This is a genomic window from Proteus sp. fly-1089, assembly GCF_040138965.1.
Lineage (GTDB): Bacteria > Pseudomonadota > Gammaproteobacteria > Enterobacterales > Enterobacteriaceae > Proteus > Proteus vulgaris_B.
Genome location: NZ_JBEETS010000005.1, coordinates 13,239 through 33,617, shown reverse-complemented (window position 1 = coordinate 33,617; position 20,379 = coordinate 13,239). Strand labels below are relative to the sequence as shown.

The window sequence follows — 20,379 nt, the reverse complement described above, 5'->3', positions numbered from 1 at the left end:
TAGTTTAAAAGTGCCATTCTTATTAGATGATAACACTAATTAACCGTCTTCGGAAAATGAGATCCTATTTCTGCTGTATTTTGTGAATAGCCTTATGATAGCTGTTCGATTTTTAATAATTAAGCTAATATCATTTTTGAAAATGATAACTATTTAAGGCTTATTGTGATGGAATTACTGAGTTGGGCTGATATTTTTGTATGCCTACTGACCTTATTTTTTGCTTATGTTATTTTTGGTATGGCAGGATTTGGCTCAGCATTAATTGCAGGTCCTGTGTTGGCAATTTATTTACCACTTTCAATGATAGTGCCATTATTGGCATTAATTGATTTAAGTGCCGCTGTGGTTAATGTATTAAGAGATGGAAAACAAGCTGATTTCAAAGAGATACGCTATCTTATTCCGCTGATTATTATTGGTAGTCTTATCGGTGCGAGTATTCTATTAACAACCCGCCCGGACTTACTCTCTCTTCTTCTCGGTATTTTTGCTGCTTGTTATGCACTTTATGCACTATTTTGGAAAAAACAAGAAAGCCGATTTTCTCAACGTTTAGTTTATCCTTTTGGATTAATTGGTGGCGTATTTAGTGCGTTATTTGGCAGTGGTGGCTTTTTATATGCCATTTACTTGTCAGGACGAATTGCAGATAAAAATAAATTCCGTATTACACAAACGACGTTGATTGGTTTCAGTACATTAACTCGAGTTGTGATTTTTTTATTTGCAGGAATTTATTGGCAATTAGATATTCTTAAGTTAGCTGTTATTTTCTTACCAGCCATGTTTGCAGGTGTTTGGTTAGGACGAAATTTAACATTACGTATGTCGAAAGCACGATTTATGAGTGTGATTTATACCATTGTATTGATATCTGGTGCTGTGCTTATTTACCGTTATTTCTCTTAAGATCCTTAGGGTAATTTACGATGGAGTGAGAATGTTGTGAAAGGTAAAGATCTTCGTGCGCCAAATGGAGATCTTTCTCTAATTAATGTTATTTTTTAAGCATGTTTATCTATTTCTTATCCCCTATAATATAACAATATTTTATTTAACTACCTTTCTTTTATTACAGAGGTTTCTGTTACTTACAGAAACAAAATAACATGTCATATCAAAATTATCGCCAATCTGAAGTTTTTGCGATAACAACTATCACGGTAAGTATTGGCGTTATCGGGATTGTTATCGGATTAACTATTCCCATGGTTGCACTACGCCTCAATTTAGCGGGTATTAGTGAATCTATCATCGGACTTATTTCTGCCGCACCAGCTATTGGGATGTTAATTATTTCACCCTTTGCTCGACGTATTGTGCAATGGATTGGTAAACGCTTTGCCATGCTATTAGCTACCATTGTTTCTGCAATAAGCTTATTACCCTTAATGGGAAGTTTACCTCTAGAGTTGTTATTTCCTTTGCGATTAATCACTGGTATTGCCAGTGGTGTGATGATTTGTTTAGGAGAAACGTGGATTAATGAGCTTTCACCAGATAATAAACGTGGGCGGATTTTAGCGGTATATACCACGGTATTTACTATTAGCCAGTTATTAGGGCCTTCAATTATTGCACTTTATGGCGTTGCAGATAAAACACCGATTCTAATTAGCGTCTTTATTCATATTATCTCAATTATCCTGTTTTTAATGATGGATCAAAAAACGGGTGATAAATTACCAAAAGATACACAAGAGCCTAATTTTTCTATTATTCGCTTTGTTAAAGTTGCACCAGCGATCTGTGGCGGTATTGTTTTCTTTGCTTTTTTTGATGGTACCGTACTTTCTATGTTTCCTATTTATGGTTTAAGTATGGGACACACTGAAGCTATTGCCGCAATGATGATAAGCGCGATTTTAGCAGGTGATGCCATTATGCAAATGCCGTTTGGCTGGCTTGCTGATCATATGAATAGGACTCGATTATATCGAATTTGTGGTGTGGTAACGCTACTTGCAAGCTTATTATTACCTATCACTATGTCTCACTCATTTTTAATTTGGCCTTTATTACTGGTGTTGGGCGCAACAGCGGGTGCGATATATACCATTGCATTGGTGCAAATAGGACAATATTTCTCAGGTAATGATCTGATGGTCGCTAATGCATCAGCAGCCATGTTATGGGGAGTGGGTAATTTATCTGGGCCTTTGCTGGCAGGGGCGTTGTCAGAAATCTCTTCATCTTCACTACCATTCTTATTGGTCGCCATGACAGGTTTATTCTTAGTTTCAACGATGGAACGTTGGAATGTGGGTGTTGAAGCACTCAATAGCAGTTCACCTTAATATTATTTCATCTTAATATTATTTCTTCTTTATCGTATTCCATTTAGGGTGATAGGAATACGATAGAGGAAGTCTTCCTTTTCTTAATTTCTCAATATTAAAACTTTATCTTATTGTTTTTTATAAATGATTATAATTATATTTCGTAATTGTACTTATTTTAAAAGTTATTAAGAATAATCTAGAAATGTTTATATTGAACAGAAGTAATTTGCTAAAACGACGTTTATTCATCTAACGTTAGAAGTAGAAGATAATACTATCTTCAGATAAAAATCATGAATACTGCAAATCATTAATCGCCACACATTGGGAACGGAAGGTATTATTTATCTAAGCAACTTATTAAAGTTACTAATAATAGATAGATATACCTAGTTATCATGGTATGTAATATAAATTCAATTAAACCAATTGGTTAATCTTTTTTTATACTATGGAATAAGCATGACATTGGATGGCCGCACAAAAGTAGAATGATGAGGAAAGTCGGTAGTGGCTTTCCTCTTTTTCTTTTTCTCTCACTTTAAATTATCTTTTTATGACATTTTTATTAAAAATATGTTTTTTCGCTTGATTCTTACCCTAAAAGCACAAGATAATCGTTTGCGTCAAATTCTCTCACTCAATCCACACGAAAAACCAAACGTTTGCTTTTGACTCCCTCTTAAGATCCTTATCAGTAAGAGGTTATTTTAATTGATACGTAATCGTTTTCGTTTTTTGGAGAGTGAACCGCTTTTATGTCAGAGGAATGTAATGTCTGCTAATCAATCAGCAACTACTGGTAAACTGGATAGCTATTTTAAACTTACAGCTCGTGGTACAACTGTTCGCAAAGAAATGATCGCCGGTTTGACGACTTTTTTGGCTATGGTGTATTCCGTGATTGTTGTTCCTAGCATGCTAGGACAAGCCGGTTTTCCGCATACTGCAGTTTTTATTGCAACCTGTTTAGTCGCGGGATTGGGCTCCCTTCTAATGGGATTGTGGGCAAATCTTCCTATGGCGATTGGTTGTGCTATTTCATTAACAGCATTTACCGCTTTTAGCTTGGTCTTGGGACAAAATATCTCTGTGCCTGTTGCATTAGGCGCCGTATTTTTAATGGGGTGTTTATTCACTGTCTTTTCATTAACTGGCATTCGTACTTGGATCTTAAAAAATATTCCGACAGGTATTGCTCATGGCGCAGGAATAGGGATAGGTTTATTTTTACTTTTAATTGCCGCCAATAGCGTTGGACTTGTCGTTAAAAATCCATTAGATGGTTTACCTGTGGCGATGGGTAAATTTACTTCATTTTCTGTTCTGATGTCACTTGCAGGTTTAGCCGCTATTTTCGGATTAGAAAAACGCAAAGTCCCAGGTGGCGTATTATTGGTGATTGTTGCCATTTCTATTATTGGGCTGATTTTCGATCCTAATGTAAAATATCAAGGTGTTTTTAAAATGCCTCAATTAGGTGAAGAAGGGCTTTCTTTATTATTCGCAATGGATATTAAAGGAGCATTACAACCTTTAGTTTTACCAAGTGTTCTTGCGTTAGTGATGACTGCGATTTTTGATGCAACCGGGACTATCCGTGCCGTTGCCGGTCAAGCCAATTTATTAGATAAACGTGGACAAATTATTAATGGCGGAAAAGCACTGACTTCTGACTCCGTCAGTAGTATTTTTGCGGGTGTAATTGGTGCCGCACCTGCAGCCGTTTATGTTGAATCAGCTGCAGGAACAGCCGCAGGTGGTAAAACCGGATTAACTGCAACAGTGGTGGGTATTTTATTTTTACTGATCCTTTTCTTATCGCCTCTCTCTTATTTAGTTCCAGCTTATGCAACGGCACCTGCATTAATGTATGTGGGTTTATTGATGCTAGGTAATGTCACTAAGTTAGATTTCAGTGATTTTGTTGATGCAATGTCAGGCATGGTGTGTGCCGTCTTTATTGTTTTAACGTGTAATATTGTTACTGGCATTATGCTAGGTTTTGGTTGTTTAGTGATTGGTCGAGTATTTGCCGGCGAATGGCGTAAACTCAATATTGGTACCGTATTAATTACAATTGCTTTAGTGGCATTTTATGCGGGTGAGTGGGCGATTTAATTCGAATCATCGGTTTTAAAGACAAAAAGCGGAATATATCTATATTCCGCTTTTTTACTATTTATTTATCTACTTTAATTCGCTATTGTCGAAATTAAGCTTAGTTGTTAAATAATTGGTAGAATATATGCAAGAAATAAAAATACGCCATGGCGAACCAGACGACGCAGCCGCAATTCAACAGTTATATACTCATCCTGATTTATATATTTGTACTTGCCAATTTCCTTACCCTTCTGTGACGATGTGGAAAAAAAGATTACTCGAATTCGCAGAACAAAATATTCCTAATTTTGTAGCAACTATTGATGGTCAAGTTGCGGGACATTTAGCACTGATAATTGATAATCATCCTCGTCGTCGCCACATTGTAAGTTTTGGTATTGGTGTGGGTGCCGAGTACTCCGGAAAAGGTGTCGGTAAGTTACTTATCAATACAGCAATCGATTATGCATTCAATTGGCTAGCCGCAACACGTTTAGAGTTGGAAGTGTATTCAGATAATGAAAAAGGCTTACATTTATATAAAAAATTAGGCTTTGAAGTTGAAGGTATACGTCGTAAAGCGGCATTTAGAGACGGAAAATATTGTGATGTTGTCATGATGTCGATGTTAAGAACGATTGAATAATCATGTAAATAAGCGATGTGACTCTAAAAATTAATCGATATTGTCTTTTATTTGTTATTTTTATTTAATTTCTTAATGTTTTACGTTTGTATATGAGTAATTACATCGTTTAGACGGAAAAAGAGAAATAAAAACGTATGCTTTCTATGTTTAATGCCGTTAATAAATAGAGAGTAATGAGAAGTGTGCAATTTGTTACGTTAGATACGATTAATCTTAATTTTAAATAATCGCGCATGAGTCTGTGTGGGATCTGTTTAAAATAAGGAAAGGTAAAGAAAGGCATGGCGCATAAGTTTTTGCAGGGTGTGTTTTTTTATCATTCAGTAGGGTTTTCTTTTTTAAGGAAAAGATAACAGGTTTTTGGGATAAAAATAGGCATGTAAGGGTAACATGGAAATTTTCTTTACTATTTTGATTTTAATACTGGTGGTTTCAGTTTCGGGAGTTATTACAAAACTAATTCCCTTTCGTGTTCCGTTACCATTAATACAGATTGTGATAGGGGCTTTATTGGCATGGCCTCAGTTTGGTTTACATGTCACTTTTGATCCTGAATTATTCCTCGTCCTATTGATCCCTCCTTTGTTGTTTGTTGATGGTTGGAAAACGCCAACACGAGAATTTATTCAAAATGGGCGTGAAATTTTTATTCTTGTGCTTGTTTTAGTGATGGTAACTGTTGTTGGTATTGGCTATTTAATTTATTGGATGATGCCAAGTATCCCTCTGATTTCTGCATTCGCATTAGCGGCGGTGCTTTCTCCAACGGATGCGGTAGCACTTTCTTCTATTGTCGGTAAAGGGCGAATACCTAAGCGGATAATGGGCATTTTAGAGGGTGAAGCATTAATGAATGATGCTTCAGGTCTGGTTGCCTTGAAATTTGCGGTTGCTGTTGCAATGGGCACCATGGTGTTTACTGTGGGTGGCGCAACACTTGAGTTCTTTAAAGTCGCTGTTGGCGGGCTACTGGCCGGTATTGGCGTCACCTTGATTTACAGTAAATCTCTGCGATTAATGAGTCGCTGGAGTGGTGATGATCCTGCTACACAAATCGTCTTTATGTTATTGCTACCTTTTGCATCCTACTTAATTGCAGAGCATATTGGTTTTTCAGGAATTTTAGCTGCAGTTGCTGCCGGTATGACTATCAGTAAATCCGGTGTTATTCGTAATGCACCACTCGCAATGCGTTTACGTGCTGATAGTGTGTGGTCAATGCTTGAATTTGTCTTTAACGGCCTGGTCTTTATTATGCTTGGCTTACAACTTCCGATTATTTGGACAAGCTCTGTTATTCAAGCTGATCTTGATCCAGAAGTTGAAGTATGGATGTTGTTTGCTGCCGTATTTGTCATCTATTTTGCATTACTTATTTTACGCTTTACATGGTTATGGCTGATGAAAAAAATTAGCCGTATCTTTATGAAAAAACACCCACTTGATTTCGCCAATTATACAACGCGTGAACTGTGGCTTTCATCATTTGCTGGTGTTCGTGGTGCGATTACTCTTGCTGGTGCGCTTTCTATTCCGCTCTTTTTAACCGATGGCAGTACTTTCCCTGGGCGTTATCAAATCATCTTTATCGCAGCAGGTGTTATTTTACTGTCAATCCTTGTCGGTATTATTTCGCTTCCTTTCTTGTTGAAAGGCGTGAAAACTACCGATAAAGAAGCTGATAAAAATGAAGTTCGTTATGCGCGAAAAATCATGGCAGAAGTGGCGATTGTCAGCTTGAATAAAATGGAAGAGCGTTTAGCTGCGAGTACAGAAGAGCAACTCGATGCAGAAGAAATTAATGAAGTTGCTTCTCGGGTAACGGGCTATTTACGACGTCGTACTGCAACTCAAGATGAAATGGTTCATAACATGTTAGAAGAAGATCTTGAAAGACGTTTTCGCCTAACTGCATTACGTGCTGAGCGTGGTGAGCTTTACCATTTAAGGGCTACGCGAAAAATTAGTAATGAAACACTCCAATTATTGCTACATGAATTGGATTTAATGGAAGCACTGTTAGTTGAGAAAGATAGTTAATTATGTGGTTGCTCATTATTACAACACTGTTATGGGCAGCCTCTTTTAGCCTGATTGGCGAATATCTCGCGGGTCAGGTTGATAGTTGGCTCTCTGTTTTGATCCGTGTTTCTTTAGCGGCTTTGGTCTTTTTACCTTTCTTACGTTGGAAGGGAATTCGTTTTAAGGTAATTTTGCTTTATATGAGTGTGGGAGCTTGCCAACTTGGTATCATGTATCTGTTTGTCTTCCATGCTTATAACTATTTGACCGTTGCAGAATTCTTACTGTTTACCGTATTAACACCGCTTTATATCACGTTAATTTATGATCTATTAGAACGCCAAAAATTACGCTGGGGTTATGCATTCAGCTCTTTATTAGCAGTGTTAGGCGCCGCTATTATTCGTTATGACCATTTAAGTGATGATTTTTGGTATGGGCTGTTATTAGTGCAACTTGCTAATATTTTCTTTGCTATTGGCCAAGTGGGTTATAAGCGATTAATGGAAGTACATCCAATTCCACAACATCATGCGTTTTCTTGGTTTTATCTTGGTGCAGTTACCGTTTCACTGGTTGGTGCATTGTGTTTTGCTGATTGGCAGAAAATGCCAACAACATCACTACAATGGGGGGTTTTATTCTGGTTAGGAATAGGGGCTTCTGGGATAGGCTATTTCATGTGGAACTATGGTGCTACACAAGTTGATGCTGGAACCTTAGCTATTATGAATAACATGATGGTTCCAGCTGGGTTATTAGTGAATTTCTCTATTTGGCAACAACATCCAAATTGGCCAAGTTTCATCATAGGCGCGAGCCTGATTGTTGCATCACTTTGGTTCCATCGACGCTGGATACACCGACCTGTTTTACAAAAGGAAGATTGTTAACAGCGTGCTGACCTGATAAACGAATAAATTCACGAATTGCCGGTTGATGTTGCTCTCCACTGCGATTGGCTGCATATAACCGGCTCCATAATCCCTCGCCTAATGTTTTTGTCACCACTAATCCTTGTTTTTCAAAATTCTCTACTGCCCAATGAGGTAGAGCAGCGATCCCCATGCCAGCCGCAACCATTTGAATTAACAACAATGTATTATCGACATGTTTAAAATGTGGTGTTATTCCTGCGGGTTGTAAAAAATGGCGCCACACATCAAAACGCTCTCTTTGCACAGGATAAATAAATAAGGTTTCTGCAATTAAATCTTGTGGCTGAATATGTAAGCGATTTGCGAGAGGGTGGTCGGGCGATAAAACCAGTTTAACTTCATAGTCAAACAGCGGAGTATAGTGTAAACGTGCATCATCTAAAATATCAGAAGTTAGTACTACATCTAATTCACGTTGTAGTAATGCTGGTTGTGGATCAAACGTAACCCCCGAATGGAAATCAACATTGACTTCAGGCCATGTTTGGCGATATTGCTGTAATGCGGGTGTTAACCATTGAATACAACTATGGCATTCAATCGCAATATTTAAATTTGAACTCCCCGGCTCATTACACGCTTCAATCGCTCTGCGTACGATAGGCAGAACTTCTTCAGCTAATTTGACCAGTACTTCACCTTGTGGGGTAAAACGCAGTGGTTGGCTTTTACGCACAAAAATTCGATAACCCAGACGATGTTCTAATTCACTAAATTGATGTGAAAGAGCCGACTGTGTTTGATGTAGTTGATTTGCTGCGTTAGCAAGAGAGCCAGTGTGCTTTAGTGCCAATATCGTTTTTAAGTGTTTTATTTCTATCATGAGAAACCTTCAGGTTGTTGATGAAAAATTTGCGCTTGTGATTTATACACTACCTGTAGATTATGGATGTGTAAACATCTAGACGGCTAAAAATAGGATTTTAATTATGACAATTCGCAATCACACACTGGGTTTCCCTCGTATTGGCTTAGATAGAGAGCTAAAAAAGGCACAAGAAAATTATTGGGCAGGCAAGATTTCACAAGAAGAACTTATCGCAGTGGGTAAAACACTTCGTGCTCGTCACTGGCAGCAACAAGCAGATGCAGGTGTCGAATTATTACCTGTTGGTGATTTTGCTTGGTATGACCAAGTATTAGGAACAAGTCTATTGTTAGGCAACGTGCCACCTCGTCACCGTAATGAAGATGGCTCATTAGATCTTGATACATTATTTAGAGTTGCGCGTGGTAGAGCGCCAACGGGTAAACCTGTTGCCGCATCTGAAATGACGAAATGGTTTAATACTAACTATCACTATATCGTGCCAGAATTCCAACAAGGTCAATCATTTGCCTTTGCGTGGAAAGAGTTATTAGATGAAGTAGATGAAGCATTAGCTCTTGGTCATAAAATAAAACCGGTGTTACTGGGTCCAGTGACTTATCTTTGGTTAGGCAAAGTAAAAGGACCTGAATTTGATAGATTAACGCTTTTAAAAGAAATTCTACCTATCTATCAACAAGTTCTTAATGCATTAAAAGAAAAAGGTATTGAGTGGGTACAAATTGATGAGCCTGCATTGGTCTTGGATTTACCAATTGAATGGCAAAACGCATACCAAACCGCTTATCAAGCATTAGCGGGACAGGTTAAATTACTACTAACAACTTATTTTGATAGTGTTTCTCATCATCTTGATATTATTAAGGACTTACCTATTAATGGGCTTCATGTTGATATTTCAGCAGGCCAAGATGATTTGCAACATTTACATCAAACATTACCTAAAAATTGGGTGCTGTCATTAGGTGTCATTAATGGCCGTAATGTTTGGAAAGCCGATTTGAGTACACGTTATCAGCAAGTCGTTGCGCTAAAAGATAAACGTCCATTATGGATCGGAACTTCATGTTCATTGTTGCACAGCCCAATTGATTTAAAGGCAGAAACTAAACTTGATGATGAAGTGAAAAGTTGGTTTGCTTTTGCTATTCAAAAATGTGAAGAAGTAGCTTTGCTGAGTAGGGCACTAAATGCACCCGAAGGCGAGTATGATGATCAATTGGCACAATACAGTGCCCCAATTCGTCAACGTCAGCATTCTACACGCGTGCATAATGCCAAAGTGGCCGCTCGTTTAGAGTCGATTAAAACGCAAGACAGTGAAAGAAATTCACCTTATACCCAACGCGCAGAAGTCCAACGTGCTCGGTTTAATCTGCCATTATGGCCAACTACGACTATTGGTTCATTTCCACAAACTACTGAAATTCGTACGGTACGCCTTGATTTTAAAAAAGGAAATATTGATACAGTAGCTTATCGCAAAAATATCAGTGAACATATTAAGCAAGCGATAACAGAGCAAGAAAACCTAGGTCTCGACGTATTAGTGCATGGTGAAGCTGAACGTAACGACATGGTGGAATATTTTGGCGAGCATTTTGATGGCTATGTCTTTACACAAAATGGTTGGGTACAAAGTTATGGCTCACGTTGTGTAAAGCCACCAGTGATTATTGGAGATATTAGTCGTCCGGAAGCCATTACTGTGGATTGGGCAACTTACGCACAATCATTAACTGAAAAGCCAGTCAAAGGAATGCTAACAGGGCCAGTGACAATTTTATGTTGGTCGTTTCCTCGTGAAGATGTGACGCGTGAAACAATTGCAAAACAGATTGCGTTAGCACTACGTGATGAAGTAGACGATTTACAAAAAGCGGGTATTGGTATAATCCAAATAGATGAACCAGCCTTACGAGAAGGATTACCACTGCGTCGTGATGAATGGCAAGCTTATCTTGATTGGGCCGTTGATGCCTTTAAATTAAGTGCCGCTGTTGCTGATGATGATACCCAAATTCATACTCATATGTGTTATTGCGAGTTTAATGACATCATGAATTCTATTGCTGCATTGGATGCTGATGTGATTACTATCGAAACATCACGTTCAGATATGGAGCTTTTAGAAGCCTTTGAACACTTTGATTACCCAAATGAAATTGGACCAGGTGTTTATGATATTCACTCACCTAACGTCCCCAATGTGGAATGGATTGTGGGATTATTAAGAAAAGCGCAATCGCGTATTCCAGCAGAGCGTTTATGGGTGAATCCAGACTGCGGATTAAAAACACGAGGCTGGACTGAAACACGTGCAGCATTAGCGAATATGGTGGAAGCAGCTAAATATTTACGCCAAAACGCATAATAAAATAATTACTTATTAGCCTGCTATTTTTGAATGTTTACTTTGATAAAGAGTTACATCATCAAAATAGCAGACTAATTTTATATAAATAAAAAAGAGTATTAATTAAAACTCAGAACAAATCTTATTATTGATATTCATTAGAGTTGCTATACTGCGAAAACTCTTTAATTTTATGGATATAATTATTGTGCAAACTAGCATTAAACTTTCGGATAAGGTATTAGATGCTTTTCCAACTAGACCTTTGAAATTAGTTCCACTAAGAGGAGATGGTGGATTATTTCGCACCTTATTCTTAGTTATTTTCATGTTAGCAATGACTGTATTTAGTGCTTATCAAATTCCCAATATTCTTTATGATTATAAAATCAGTGAGAATGCCGTACCTGTTGATGCTACAGTAAATGGCTCTTGTCGCTCTCAACTCTTTGTTTTGACTAACTGTAGTGTTGATTTGCGCTATAAAGGCAATGAAGTTTCGCGTAATTTTACTTTTTTAGATTTAGGTCCTAAAGATGTGTTAGTTGAACCCGTCGCTGATGCAAATGATCTCAGTAAAATGACCGTTGATGTGGCAATAGATAATATTTGGCTTCGCTTAATTAGTACGATTATTTTTATCGGCTTATTTGGTTTTAGTGTGATCTTTTTTATTTATCGTCAAATACTGACGAGTAAAGTGAGAAAAGCATTATTATCGGTAGGCACTCAGCCTCTAAAATTAATAGCAATCCCGGCAAAAATGGTTGTGAGTAATAAGCAATTTATTGCAACTTATCATCTTAACTTAGATGGTAAAGATATTCGTATTGCTTATTCAGGAAATAAGAAAACACCTCCTATTGTGATTGAGCAAAATGGAAATACTTATGTCTTAGCTGTTTATTCACCACAACAAAATATCCCTTATGCTTTAGATGTGCCTTTAGAGCGTATTCAAGCAACGCCAGAAGAGAAACAACGTTTCCATGATGCGTTAATTGAAGAAGGTTTGCTGTAATCAATTTTAATTATTAAGAACATAATGCGTTTTCTCTTATGGGATGTAAGGGGAAACGCATTAAATAGGCTCGATTAAAATAGTTGTTTTATTTAACCACCGAAAATCTTCGCTTTTAAAATATCCATCCCTGCACTGACTAAATCTAAATCTTTAGGTACCACTCCATCAGGCGTTACTTTATCGATGAGTTTAGGTAGATATTGTGCCGCCATTTCAGAGGCTTCAGTTGCACTTAAATTAATCTTTGACGCAAGTTCGTTAATAACAGGCGATGAGAAAACAGTTACGATTTGTTCAGCACTGATAGGTAAATTTGTATTTGTACTTATCCAAGATTGGATTAGCTCACTTAAACCCGCTGTATCAAATTGCTTTATTAAGCTTTCAATGCCACCTTGAGACTCAACCCAGTCGAGGACAGTTTTATATTGATTGATTTTTTCGCCACCTAGTAGGCTCGCAATTTGGTTAAATAAACTCATGATCACTCCAGTGACAAAATAGGTGTCACACATTAGATGTTAATTTTAAAGGCGGGTAGTGTACGTGAAGTTAGTATATTCATCTATACTCGTATGCTTCAAGCTGTAGTGTTGTTGATTATATTCACTCGCATTGAATTATTTAGAGTATATATATTGGGGTATTTATATTCGATAAGGTGTTTATTGCATCTATACTAATTAATTAGAATGGATGTATGAGTATTTTGAATGATTGAAGTAAGCGAATATTGATAATGTATTTGCTGATAATGTATTTCGAACGCCATATTTCGTGATAATAATCACAATTTTATGAAATTGTTACTTTGTTTGGCGCCTTGTAGGTGATATTGGTCACTAAAAAGGTCTGTAAAGCTGATAAAGTAAGTCTTAATTTAATGAACATTGGTTTTGTCCCATTGAGGAGTCCGATATGTCTGATGTATTTCACTTAGGTTTAACCAAAAATGACCTACAGGGTGCCACTTTAGCAATTGTTCCAGGTGATCCTAAGCGTGTTGAAAAAATTGCAAAATTAATGGATAACCCTGTCCATCTGGCTTCTTTACGTGAATACACGTCATGGCGTGGTGAAATTGATGGCAAAGCTGTCATTGTTTGCTCAACGGGTATCGGTGGTCCATCTACTTCTATCGCAGTTGAAGAATTAGCGCAATTAGGTATTCGTACTTTCTTACGCATTGGTACAACAGGTGCAATTCAAGAACATATCAACGTAGGTGATATTCTTGTGACTACGGCCGCAGTCCGTTTAGATGGCGCGAGCTTACACTTTGCACCAATGGAATTCCCAGCAGTTTCTGACTTTGAATGTATGAATGCATTGTACAAAGCCGCTAAAGACAATGGCTCAACTGTACACGTAGGTGTAACTGCGTCTTCTGATACATTCTATCCAGGACAAGAACGTTACGATACTTATACAGGCCGTGTTGTTCGCCGTTTCAAAGGCTCAATGAAAGAGTGGCAAGAAATGGGCGTAATGAACTATGAGATGGAATCTGCAACATTATTGACAATGTGTGCAAGCCAAGGTTTACGTGCAGGTATGGTTGCAGGTGTTATCGTAAACCGTACTCAGCAAGAAATTCCAGATGCAGAATTACTGAAGAAAACAGAAAACAATGCACTTGGAATCGTTATTGAAGCAGCTCGTATTTTAATGAAATAAGCGTTTTCAATTGAGTTCTAAAGCCCTTAATACAAAAGTATTAAGGGCTTTTTTGTATGGTAATTCATCACGTTAATATGACATGACAACAGAAGATGATTTCTGTTAAGGTCTTTAAGAACTTAACAACATAATAATGAGAAGAGGCGTTATGACTGATATCTTACAAACACATCCTTCGGTGTTGCCTTTAGTTGGTGGGATCAACTTTCGTGATTTAGGTGGGAAAAAATTAAGTAACGGTGGTGTTATTAAACCTGGAATGCTCTTTCGTTCAGGATCACTGGATAGATTAACCCATACAGATCAATCTCTTCTCGTCGATAGAAATCTTTTTCAAATCATTGATTATCGTGACGCTGGTGAAATTATTGATAAACCAGACCGGGTTTGGGAAGGGGCTCAATATTATCATGCACCTGCAAATCCATTATCAAAAGAAGTCTCCGCTAATCTTGAAAAATTGACACCTGAAATATTAGAGCAATTTGATGCTAAAGCATTTATGTTCCAGTTATATAAGTTATTACCTATTAATAATCCTGCATATAAGCAACTGGCTACACTATTAAAGCAACCTGAAAAAGGGGGGGTAGTGCAACATTGTGCAGTAGGTAAAGATAGAACAGGCGTGGGTTCTGCATTAGTCTTGTTTGCACTCGGTGCTTCTTTAGATGTGGTGATGGAAGACTACCTACTCACGAATGAAACATTAGCCCCTTATCGTGCTTACCTCTTAGAAGAGCATGCTAAAACAATGAGTGAACATATCGTCGATAAATTTGCCTATGTTTATTCTGTACAAGAAGAGTTTTTACAAACGGCACTAGCCAGTATTAATCAGCATTATGGCAACGTCGATACGTGGTTAGAGAAAGATATTGGTTTAGATACTGCAAGCCGAGATATCTTACAAAGTTATTTTCTCAAATAATGAAGTGATTTATATTCGGTTAATCAGTCTGTTTTATTTCACTTAGGTTAACCGAATTTAAGGCCTCTATTTTGACAGTACAAGATATCATTCATACCATCACTCTCTTTGTAAAAGAGCACGAAATCTGGGCTATTCCTATCGTGTTCTTTCTTGCTTTTGGCGAGTCACTCGCTTTTATTTCTTTGTTGATCCCCGCAACTGTTATTTTATTGGGATTAGGGGCCTTAATTGGTGAAAGTGGCTTATTTTTCTGGCCGATTTGGCTTGCTGCTGCATTAGGTGCTTTTTTTGGAGATTGGGTCTCGTACTGGGTAGGTTTCCACTATAAAGATGGCGTGAGAAACTTATGGCCAATTTCGCGATCACCACAAACGCTTGTTAGAGGTCATCAATTTTTTAATCGTTGGGGGATCTGGGGCGTATTTATTGGGCGTTTTTTTGGGCCTTTTCGTGCCATCGTGCCTTTAGTTGCGGGCATTTGTGCAATGCCACAGCGTTATTTTCAAATTGCTAATTTAACATCAGCCATGATCTGGGCATTTGGTATTTTGGCACCCGGTGCTTTTGGTTTGCAATGGCTTGCGAAATGGGTGGGATAATTGCGTCCTTTATCGCAAATCAAGTCACGATGTAAATTGTTGCTAGACAATATTATCTATGCGTTTTAACGTAGCCCGCTGGAAAGCAAAAAGGTCACTTTAGTGGATATTCAGTTGTTATATGGGATCATTGGTTTATTAGGCGGTGTACTGGTCGGTGGCGCGCTTGTTTGGTGGTCTATCCAGCAACGTCTAGCTGATAAAGAAGCCATGTTACGTGAAAACTACACACAGCTTGCCGTTGCCCAAGAAAAATCAGCAATTATCCCCTCTTTACAACAGCATATAGAGCAACTAGAGCAAGAATTGCGTGCTCAACGAGAAATTATTACCTCTCAAGAAGCAGAATTAAGAGAAGTGACAACGCGGTGGGAAGAGAGTCGAATATCTGCTGAAGAAAAACAGCGGCTATTAGTCAATAGTGAGCAACGGCTTGCGACGCAGTTTGAAAATCTGGCTAATCGTATTTTTGAACAAAGTGGACGTAAAGCCGAAGAGTTAAATCGACAAGGACTAACGCATTTACTGTCACCTTTTCGTGAACAACTGGAAAGTTTTCGACGCCAAGTTCAAGATGGTTTTGGGCAAGAAGCCAGAGAGCGGCATACCTTAGTTCATGAAATTCGCCAGCTTCAACAATTAAATGTCAAGATGGCACAAGAAGCGGTTAACCTAACAAATGCCTTAAAAGGGGACAATAAAGTCCAAGGTAATTGGGGGGAAACGGTTTTAGCGCGTATATTAGAGTCTTCAGGATTACGCGAAGGCCATGAGTTTGAAACACAGGTGAGTATTCGCCATGAAAATGGCGGTCGCTATCAACCTGACGTTATTGTGCATTTACCTCATGGTAGGGATGTCATTATCGACGCTAAAATGTCGCTGGTGGCATATGAAAAGTATTTTAGTAGCCATGATGATAATGAACGTAAACAGGCGCTTTATGCACATGTGAACTCAATTAGAACGCATATTAAAGGATTGAGTGTAAAAGATTATCATAAACTACCGGGTGTTACGTCTTTAGACTATGTTTTGATGTTTATACCCATAGAGCCAGCTTATCTTGTTGCGATTGGTCATTCTCCTGATTTGTTAGAAGAAGCATTGAAAAACAATATAATGTTAGTTGGGCCATCTACTTTACTTGTTGCTTTGCGTACAATAGCGGCATTGTGGCGATATGAATATCAAAGCCAAAATGCGCAAGAAATTGCGGACAGAGCGGCTAAAATGTATGACAAATTAAGACTTTTCGTTGATGATATGCAAGGGCTAGGAAACAGTATTCAAAAAGCGCAGTCTGGCTATTTATTGGCGATGAAAAAACTCTCTGAAGGTCGTGGAAATCTTATCAGTCAAGCGGAAGGCTTCAAATCCCTAGGGGTTGAGATAAAAAAAACGATTGATAATGATCTCATTGAAAAATCGACGTCTGATTGATTTGAAAAATAAAGAGACAAAGATTTCTGAAATAAGACCAGTACTGAATTTACTAAATTTTGATTAATTAGCGGGCAAATAATATGACTCAACAAACTAAGGAAACAACAGATTTTGGTTTCCAAACCGTTGACAAAGATGATAAACAAACCATGGTTGCAAGGGTTTTTCACTCTGTCGCGTCTAAATATGATTTAATGAATGACTTGATGTCTTTCGGTGTCCACCGCATTTGGAAACGTTATACTATTGAAGCAAGTGGTGTAAGACGTAATCAACGAGTTCTTGATCTTGCGGGCGGTACTGGTGATTTAACAGCTAAATTCTCTCGTTTAGTAGGTGAAAATGGGGAAGTTGTTTTAGCTGATATTAATGATTCAATGCTGAAAATGGGACGTGAGAAGCTACGCGATCACGGTATTGTGGGTAATGTTAACTACGTACAAGCGAATGCTGAAGAGTTACCTTTTCCTGATAACCATTTTGATTGCATCACTATCTCCTTTGGCTTACGTAATGTGACCGATAAAGCGAAAGCATTACGTTCTATGTTTCGTGTATTGAAACCAGGTGGACGATTGCTGGTGCTGGAGTTCTCTAAACCGGTTCTTGATCCTTTAAGCAAGATTTATGATGCTTACTCTTTCCATATCCTACCAAAAATTGGTCAAGTGATTGTAAATGATGCTGAAAGTTACCGTTATTTAACAGAGTCAATTCGTATGCATCCAGACCAAGAAACTTTAAAAGGTATGATGGAAGAAGCGGGATTTGGCCAAGTGACCTATACCAACATGACTGGCGGTATAGTTGCTCTACACAAAGGATTTAAATTCTGAGATGGAAAAAGCCACTTTTTCTCATGATATTGCTACTCAAGTGCTGTATCCGCTGTTAACAGCATCAATGGAGACAGCTCTTAATCACGTTTTATATCAGGAAAATGTGCTTAAACCTGCCCGCAATCGCCTTGCGGGCAAAGTGTTGGCGCTTTCTATCAATGAGTTTCCTCGTTCCATCTACTTAGTCTTTAGCGAACAACAAGTTGATGTATTAAGCCAGTGGGATGATGAAACTGATTGTTTGATAAAAACAAAATTACTTACTCTGATTAAGCTTCGCGATCGCCAGAAAATGTCAGAACTGATCAATCGTGGCGATATCACTATTGATGGTGATATGCAGGTTGTTCAAAATTGGTCTGCATTGCTAGATATGGCGCAGTGGGACCCCGCGCAATATTTAGCACCGTATATTGGCGACATAGCAGCGCAAAGTTTGACTGTTGTTGCAGGAAAGGGCGTTCAGTTATTTTCTTCACTCTTGAGTCACCAAAAAGGTTATTTGCGTGATGCGTTAATTGAGGAGTGGAAAACCGCACCTAGTACATTAGAAACAGTCCATTTTTATGATGAAATAGAACAACTTGCACAGCAAACAGCCGAACTAGAAAAACGGTTAGGCACATTGGAGAAAAAATAATGCTCCTTAGTGAGTTAAAGCGCCTCTATCATATTATTCAGGTATTCTTATCTTATGGGCTTGATGAATTAATTCCTAAACATCGAATTACTTTACCTGCAAGATTGGGATGCCGAGCACTCTTTTGGATCAAAAATAAGCATCCAGAAAAACCATTAGGTGAACGCTTACGACTCGCATTGCAAACATTAGGGCCTGTTTGGATTAAATTAGGTCAAATGTTGTCAACTCGACGTGATCTCTTTCCTCCTCAAATTGCTGACCAACTTGCGCTATTGCAAGATAAAGTTGCTCCTTTTGATGGTAAAAAAGCACGACAATATATCGAAAATTCATTCGGTGGTCCTATCGATCAATGGTTTGATGATTTTGATGAAACACCTCTGGCTTCGGCTTCTATTGCTCAGGTTCATACAGCGAAATTAAAAGAAAACGGCAAAGAAGTTGTGCTAAAAGTTATTCGCCCCGATATCCAGCCTGTGATCAAAGCAGATATCCGTTTAATGTATCGCTTGGCAAATTTATTACCGTTTTTACCTGATGGTCGTCGTTTACGACCTAAAGAAGTGATCCGCGAATACGAAAAAACATTACTCGATGAGCTAAATTTACTGCGTGAAGCCGCAAATGCTATTCAACTTCGCCGTAATTTTGAAAATAGCTCGATGCTTTATATCCCTGAAGTGTATTCAGATTATTGCCATGAAAATGTGATGGTGATGGAACGTATTTATGGTATTCCCGTTTCTGATATTGAAGCGTTGAATGCACAAAAGACGAATATGAAGCTTCTTGCAGAGCGCGGTGTAAAAGTCTTTTTCACTCAAGTGTTTAGAGACAGTTTCTTCCATGCAGATATGCATCCTGGTAATGTATTTATTAGTTATGATCACCCTGAAAATCCATATTATATCGGCATTGATTGCGGTATCGTTGGTTCATTAAATAAAGAAGATAAGCGCTATTTAGCTGAGAACTTCTTAGCTTTCTTTAATCGTGATTATCGAAAAGTTGCAGAGTTACATGTTGATTCAGGTTGGGTGCCAGCAGATACCAATGTGGAAGATTTTGAATTTGCAATCCGTACTGTGTGCGAACCAATTTTTGAAAAGCCTCTGTCTGAGATCTCATTTGGCCATGTGTTGCTTAATCTGTTCAATACCGCACGGCGTTTTAATATGGAAGTACAGCCTCAATTAGTGTTGCTTCAAAAAACACTACTTTATGTTGAAGGGCTTGGGCGACAACTGTATCCACAATTAGATTTATGGAAAACGGCAAAACCTTTCTTAGAAGATTGGTTGCATAGCCAAATTGGTATTACAGCGTTAATGAATGGTATAAAGAGTAAGGCGCCTTACTGGATAGAAAAAATGCCAGAGATACCAGAGCTGGTTTATGATAGTCTGAAACAACATAAAAATATGAAGTTAACACTAGATAAATTGACGGAACAAATAAGTTCGCAAAGAGTCAAACAGAGACAGTCTCTATTTTTATTGGGTATAGGTACGACACTGTTTTTATGCGGTAGCCTGTTTTTTGTTTCTGGTTTTAAAACATTATTCAGTGTTTTTATCAGTTTAGGTCTTCTTGCATGGATTTTGGGTTGGTTTAGATCTGGTAATGCACAATAAAAACGCATCAAAGTTTGTCTTTGAGCAAGTTAAAAGATGAATTCGAGATTCCCGAAAATTGAATTCGTTGTATATAATGGGCACTGTTATTAAGTATAACCCCGAAAATAGTTGAGGAACATAAAATGGGCGGTATTAGCATTTGGCAATTACTTATCATCGCTGTCATCGTTGTCTTATTATTTGGTACAAATAAACTGCGCACATTGGGCTCAGATTTAGGTGCATCAGTAAAAGGCTTTAAAAAAGCGATTGGTGACGAAGCTGCAGATAAAGACACCAACAACGCTGAAAAAACAAATAACGACGCAGATTTTGATACTAAAAATTTAGCGCAGAAGACTTCAACAGAAGAGAAGTCTACAACTGAGAGCAAAAACAAAGAGCAGGTATAA

The 20,379-nt window shown here is 38.0% G+C and carries 18 protein-coding genes; 16 read left to right on the top strand and 2 right to left on the bottom strand.

All coding sequences use genetic code 11. The features are described from left to right. Window positions 1-165: 165 nt before the first annotated feature. The 6 genes from ABN080_RS12140 to ABN080_RS12115 all read left to right on the top strand — a co-directional run bounded on the left by ABN080_RS12140 (window position 166) and on the right by ABN080_RS12115 (window position 7,955). A complete protein-coding gene (locus tag ABN080_RS12140) occupies window positions 166-912 on the top strand; it encodes a sulfite exporter TauE/SafE family protein (RefSeq protein WP_502929698.1) in 747 nt (248 codons plus the stop codon). Window positions 913-1,112: 200 nt separating this feature from the next. Further along, a complete protein-coding gene (locus tag ABN080_RS12135) occupies window positions 1,113-2,300 on the top strand; it encodes an MFS transporter (RefSeq protein WP_196554328.1) in 1,188 nt (395 codons plus the stop codon). Window positions 2,301-3,059: 759 nt separating this feature from the next. After that, window positions 3,060-4,406 carry an NCS2 family permease gene (locus ABN080_RS12130; RefSeq protein WP_164525884.1) on the top strand — a complete coding sequence of 449 codons (1,347 nt, stop codon included), beginning with the start codon at window positions 3,060-3,062 and terminating at the stop codon, window positions 4,404-4,406. Window positions 4,407-4,533: 127 nt separating this feature from the next. Beyond that, on the top strand, window positions 4,534-5,037 hold the full coding sequence (locus ABN080_RS12125; protein WP_072069504.1) for a GNAT family N-acetyltransferase: 504 nt from the start codon (window positions 4,534-4,536) through the stop codon (window positions 5,035-5,037). A gap of 393 nt (window positions 5,038-5,430) precedes the next feature. Continuing rightward, window positions 5,431-7,080 (top strand): Na+/H+ antiporter, encoded by a 1,650-nt coding sequence (locus tag ABN080_RS12120; RefSeq protein WP_072069503.1) that lies wholly within the window; start codon window positions 5,431-5,433, stop codon window positions 7,078-7,080. 2 nt (window positions 7,081-7,082) lie between these two features. Beyond that, window positions 7,083-7,955: a carboxylate/amino acid/amine transporter gene (locus ABN080_RS12115; RefSeq protein WP_349441163.1), complete on the top strand. Its 873-nt coding sequence runs from the start codon at window positions 7,083-7,085 to the stop codon at window positions 7,953-7,955. Here the strand turns inward: ABN080_RS12115 and metR are convergent. Beyond that, window positions 7,870-8,823, bottom strand: a complete 954-nt coding sequence (metR, locus tag ABN080_RS12110) for an HTH-type transcriptional regulator MetR (RefSeq protein WP_115351170.1) — start codon at window positions 8,821-8,823, stop codon at window positions 7,870-7,872. The genes ABN080_RS12115 and metR overlap by 86 nt on opposite strands. Window positions 8,824-8,929: 106 nt before the next feature. Here metR and metE point away from each other — a divergent pair, with 106 nt between their 5' ends. Continuing rightward, entirely contained in the window at window positions 8,930-11,203 is a 2,274-nt protein-coding gene (metE, locus tag ABN080_RS12105; protein WP_349441162.1) for a 5-methyltetrahydropteroyltriglutamate--homocysteine S-methyltransferase, read from the top strand. A gap of 175 nt (window positions 11,204-11,378) precedes the next feature. Further along, entirely contained in the window at window positions 11,379-12,206 is an 828-nt protein-coding gene (locus ABN080_RS12100; protein WP_072069499.1) for a hypothetical protein, read from the top strand. A 92-nt stretch (window positions 12,207-12,298) separates the two neighbouring features. Here ABN080_RS12100 and ABN080_RS12095 read toward each other — a convergent pair whose 3' ends face one another. After that, window positions 12,299-12,691 carry a YidB family protein gene (locus ABN080_RS12095; RefSeq protein ID WP_349441161.1) on the bottom strand — a complete coding sequence of 131 codons (393 nt, stop codon included), beginning with the start codon at window positions 12,689-12,691 and terminating at the stop codon, window positions 12,299-12,301. Window positions 12,692-13,127: 436 nt separating this feature from the next. Between ABN080_RS12095 and udp the strand changes: the two genes are divergently transcribed. The 8 genes from udp to tatA all read left to right on the top strand — a co-directional run bounded on the left by udp (window position 13,128) and on the right by tatA (window position 20,379). After that, complete coding sequence (gene udp / locus ABN080_RS12090) at window positions 13,128-13,886, top strand: uridine phosphorylase (protein ID WP_023583501.1); 759 nt, start codon at window positions 13,128-13,130, stop codon at window positions 13,884-13,886. Window positions 13,887-14,037: 151 nt separating this feature from the next. After that, complete coding sequence (locus ABN080_RS12085) at window positions 14,038-14,820, top strand: tyrosine-protein phosphatase (RefSeq protein WP_349441160.1); 783 nt, start codon at window positions 14,038-14,040, stop codon at window positions 14,818-14,820. A gap of 71 nt (window positions 14,821-14,891) precedes the next feature. Next, window positions 14,892-15,422 carry a DedA family protein gene (locus ABN080_RS12080; protein WP_164525886.1) on the top strand — a complete coding sequence of 177 codons (531 nt, stop codon included), beginning with the start codon at window positions 14,892-14,894 and terminating at the stop codon, window positions 15,420-15,422. A gap of 102 nt (window positions 15,423-15,524) precedes the next feature. Beyond that, window positions 15,525-16,865 (top strand): DNA recombination protein RmuC, encoded by a 1,341-nt coding sequence (gene rmuC / locus ABN080_RS12075; protein WP_072069495.1) that lies wholly within the window; start codon window positions 15,525-15,527, stop codon window positions 16,863-16,865. 83 nt (window positions 16,866-16,948) lie between these two features. Next, a complete protein-coding gene (gene ubiE / locus ABN080_RS12070) occupies window positions 16,949-17,704 on the top strand; it encodes a bifunctional demethylmenaquinone methyltransferase/2-methoxy-6-polyprenyl-1,4-benzoquinol methylase UbiE (RefSeq protein ID WP_072069494.1) in 756 nt (251 codons plus the stop codon). 1 nt (window position 17,705) lies between these two features. Continuing rightward, window positions 17,706-18,347 carry a ubiquinone biosynthesis accessory factor UbiJ gene (locus ABN080_RS12065; RefSeq protein ID WP_197269601.1) on the top strand — a complete coding sequence of 214 codons (642 nt, stop codon included), beginning with the start codon at window positions 17,706-17,708 and terminating at the stop codon, window positions 18,345-18,347. Next, entirely contained in the window at window positions 18,347-19,984 is a 1,638-nt protein-coding gene (gene ubiB / locus ABN080_RS12060; protein WP_072069492.1) for a ubiquinone biosynthesis regulatory protein kinase UbiB, read from the top strand. The genes ABN080_RS12065 and ubiB overlap by 1 nt, the downstream gene beginning before the upstream one ends. Before the next feature lie 125 nt (window positions 19,985-20,109). Continuing rightward, window positions 20,110-20,379 carry a twin-arginine translocase TatA/TatE family subunit gene (tatA, locus tag ABN080_RS12055; RefSeq protein WP_006535549.1) on the top strand — a complete coding sequence of 90 codons (270 nt, stop codon included), beginning with the start codon at window positions 20,110-20,112 and terminating at the stop codon, window positions 20,377-20,379.

What these genes read in the sequence shown, in the direction of transcription:
- ABN080_RS12085 (WP_349441160.1), top strand. Translation starts at nt 14,038, where the DNA reads ATGACTGATATCTTACAAACACATCCTTCGGTGTTGCCTTTAGTTGGT.
- ubiE (WP_072069494.1), top strand. Translation starts at nt 16,949, where the DNA reads ATGACTCAACAAACTAAGGAAACAACAGATTTTGGTTTCCAAACCGTT.
- ubiB (WP_072069492.1), top strand. Translation starts at nt 18,347, where the DNA reads ATGCTCCTTAGTGAGTTAAAGCGCCTCTATCATATTATTCAGGTATTC.
- udp (WP_023583501.1), top strand. Translation starts at nt 13,128, where the DNA reads ATGTCTGATGTATTTCACTTAGGTTTAACCAAAAATGACCTACAGGGT.
- metR (WP_115351170.1), bottom strand. Translation starts at nt 8,823, where the DNA reads ATGATAGAAATAAAACACTTAAAAACGATATTGGCACTAAAGCACACT.
- ABN080_RS12095 (WP_349441161.1), bottom strand. Translation starts at nt 12,691, where the DNA reads ATGAGTTTATTTAACCAAATTGCGAGCCTACTAGGTGGCGAAAAAATC.
- ABN080_RS12135 (WP_196554328.1), top strand. Translation starts at nt 1,113, where the DNA reads ATGTCATATCAAAATTATCGCCAATCTGAAGTTTTTGCGATAACAACT.
- ABN080_RS12100 (WP_072069499.1), top strand. Translation starts at nt 11,379, where the DNA reads ATGGATATAATTATTGTGCAAACTAGCATTAAACTTTCGGATAAGGTA.
- ABN080_RS12115 (WP_349441163.1), top strand. Translation starts at nt 7,083, where the DNA reads ATGTGGTTGCTCATTATTACAACACTGTTATGGGCAGCCTCTTTTAGC.
- ABN080_RS12120 (WP_072069503.1), top strand. Translation starts at nt 5,431, where the DNA reads ATGGAAATTTTCTTTACTATTTTGATTTTAATACTGGTGGTTTCAGTT.
- ABN080_RS12065 (WP_197269601.1), top strand. Translation starts at nt 17,706, where the DNA reads ATGGAAAAAGCCACTTTTTCTCATGATATTGCTACTCAAGTGCTGTAT.
- tatA (WP_006535549.1), top strand. Translation starts at nt 20,110, where the DNA reads ATGGGCGGTATTAGCATTTGGCAATTACTTATCATCGCTGTCATCGTT.
- ABN080_RS12130 (WP_164525884.1), top strand. Translation starts at nt 3,060, where the DNA reads ATGTCTGCTAATCAATCAGCAACTACTGGTAAACTGGATAGCTATTTT.
- metE (WP_349441162.1), top strand. Translation starts at nt 8,930, where the DNA reads ATGACAATTCGCAATCACACACTGGGTTTCCCTCGTATTGGCTTAGAT.
- ABN080_RS12125 (WP_072069504.1), top strand. Translation starts at nt 4,534, where the DNA reads ATGCAAGAAATAAAAATACGCCATGGCGAACCAGACGACGCAGCCGCA.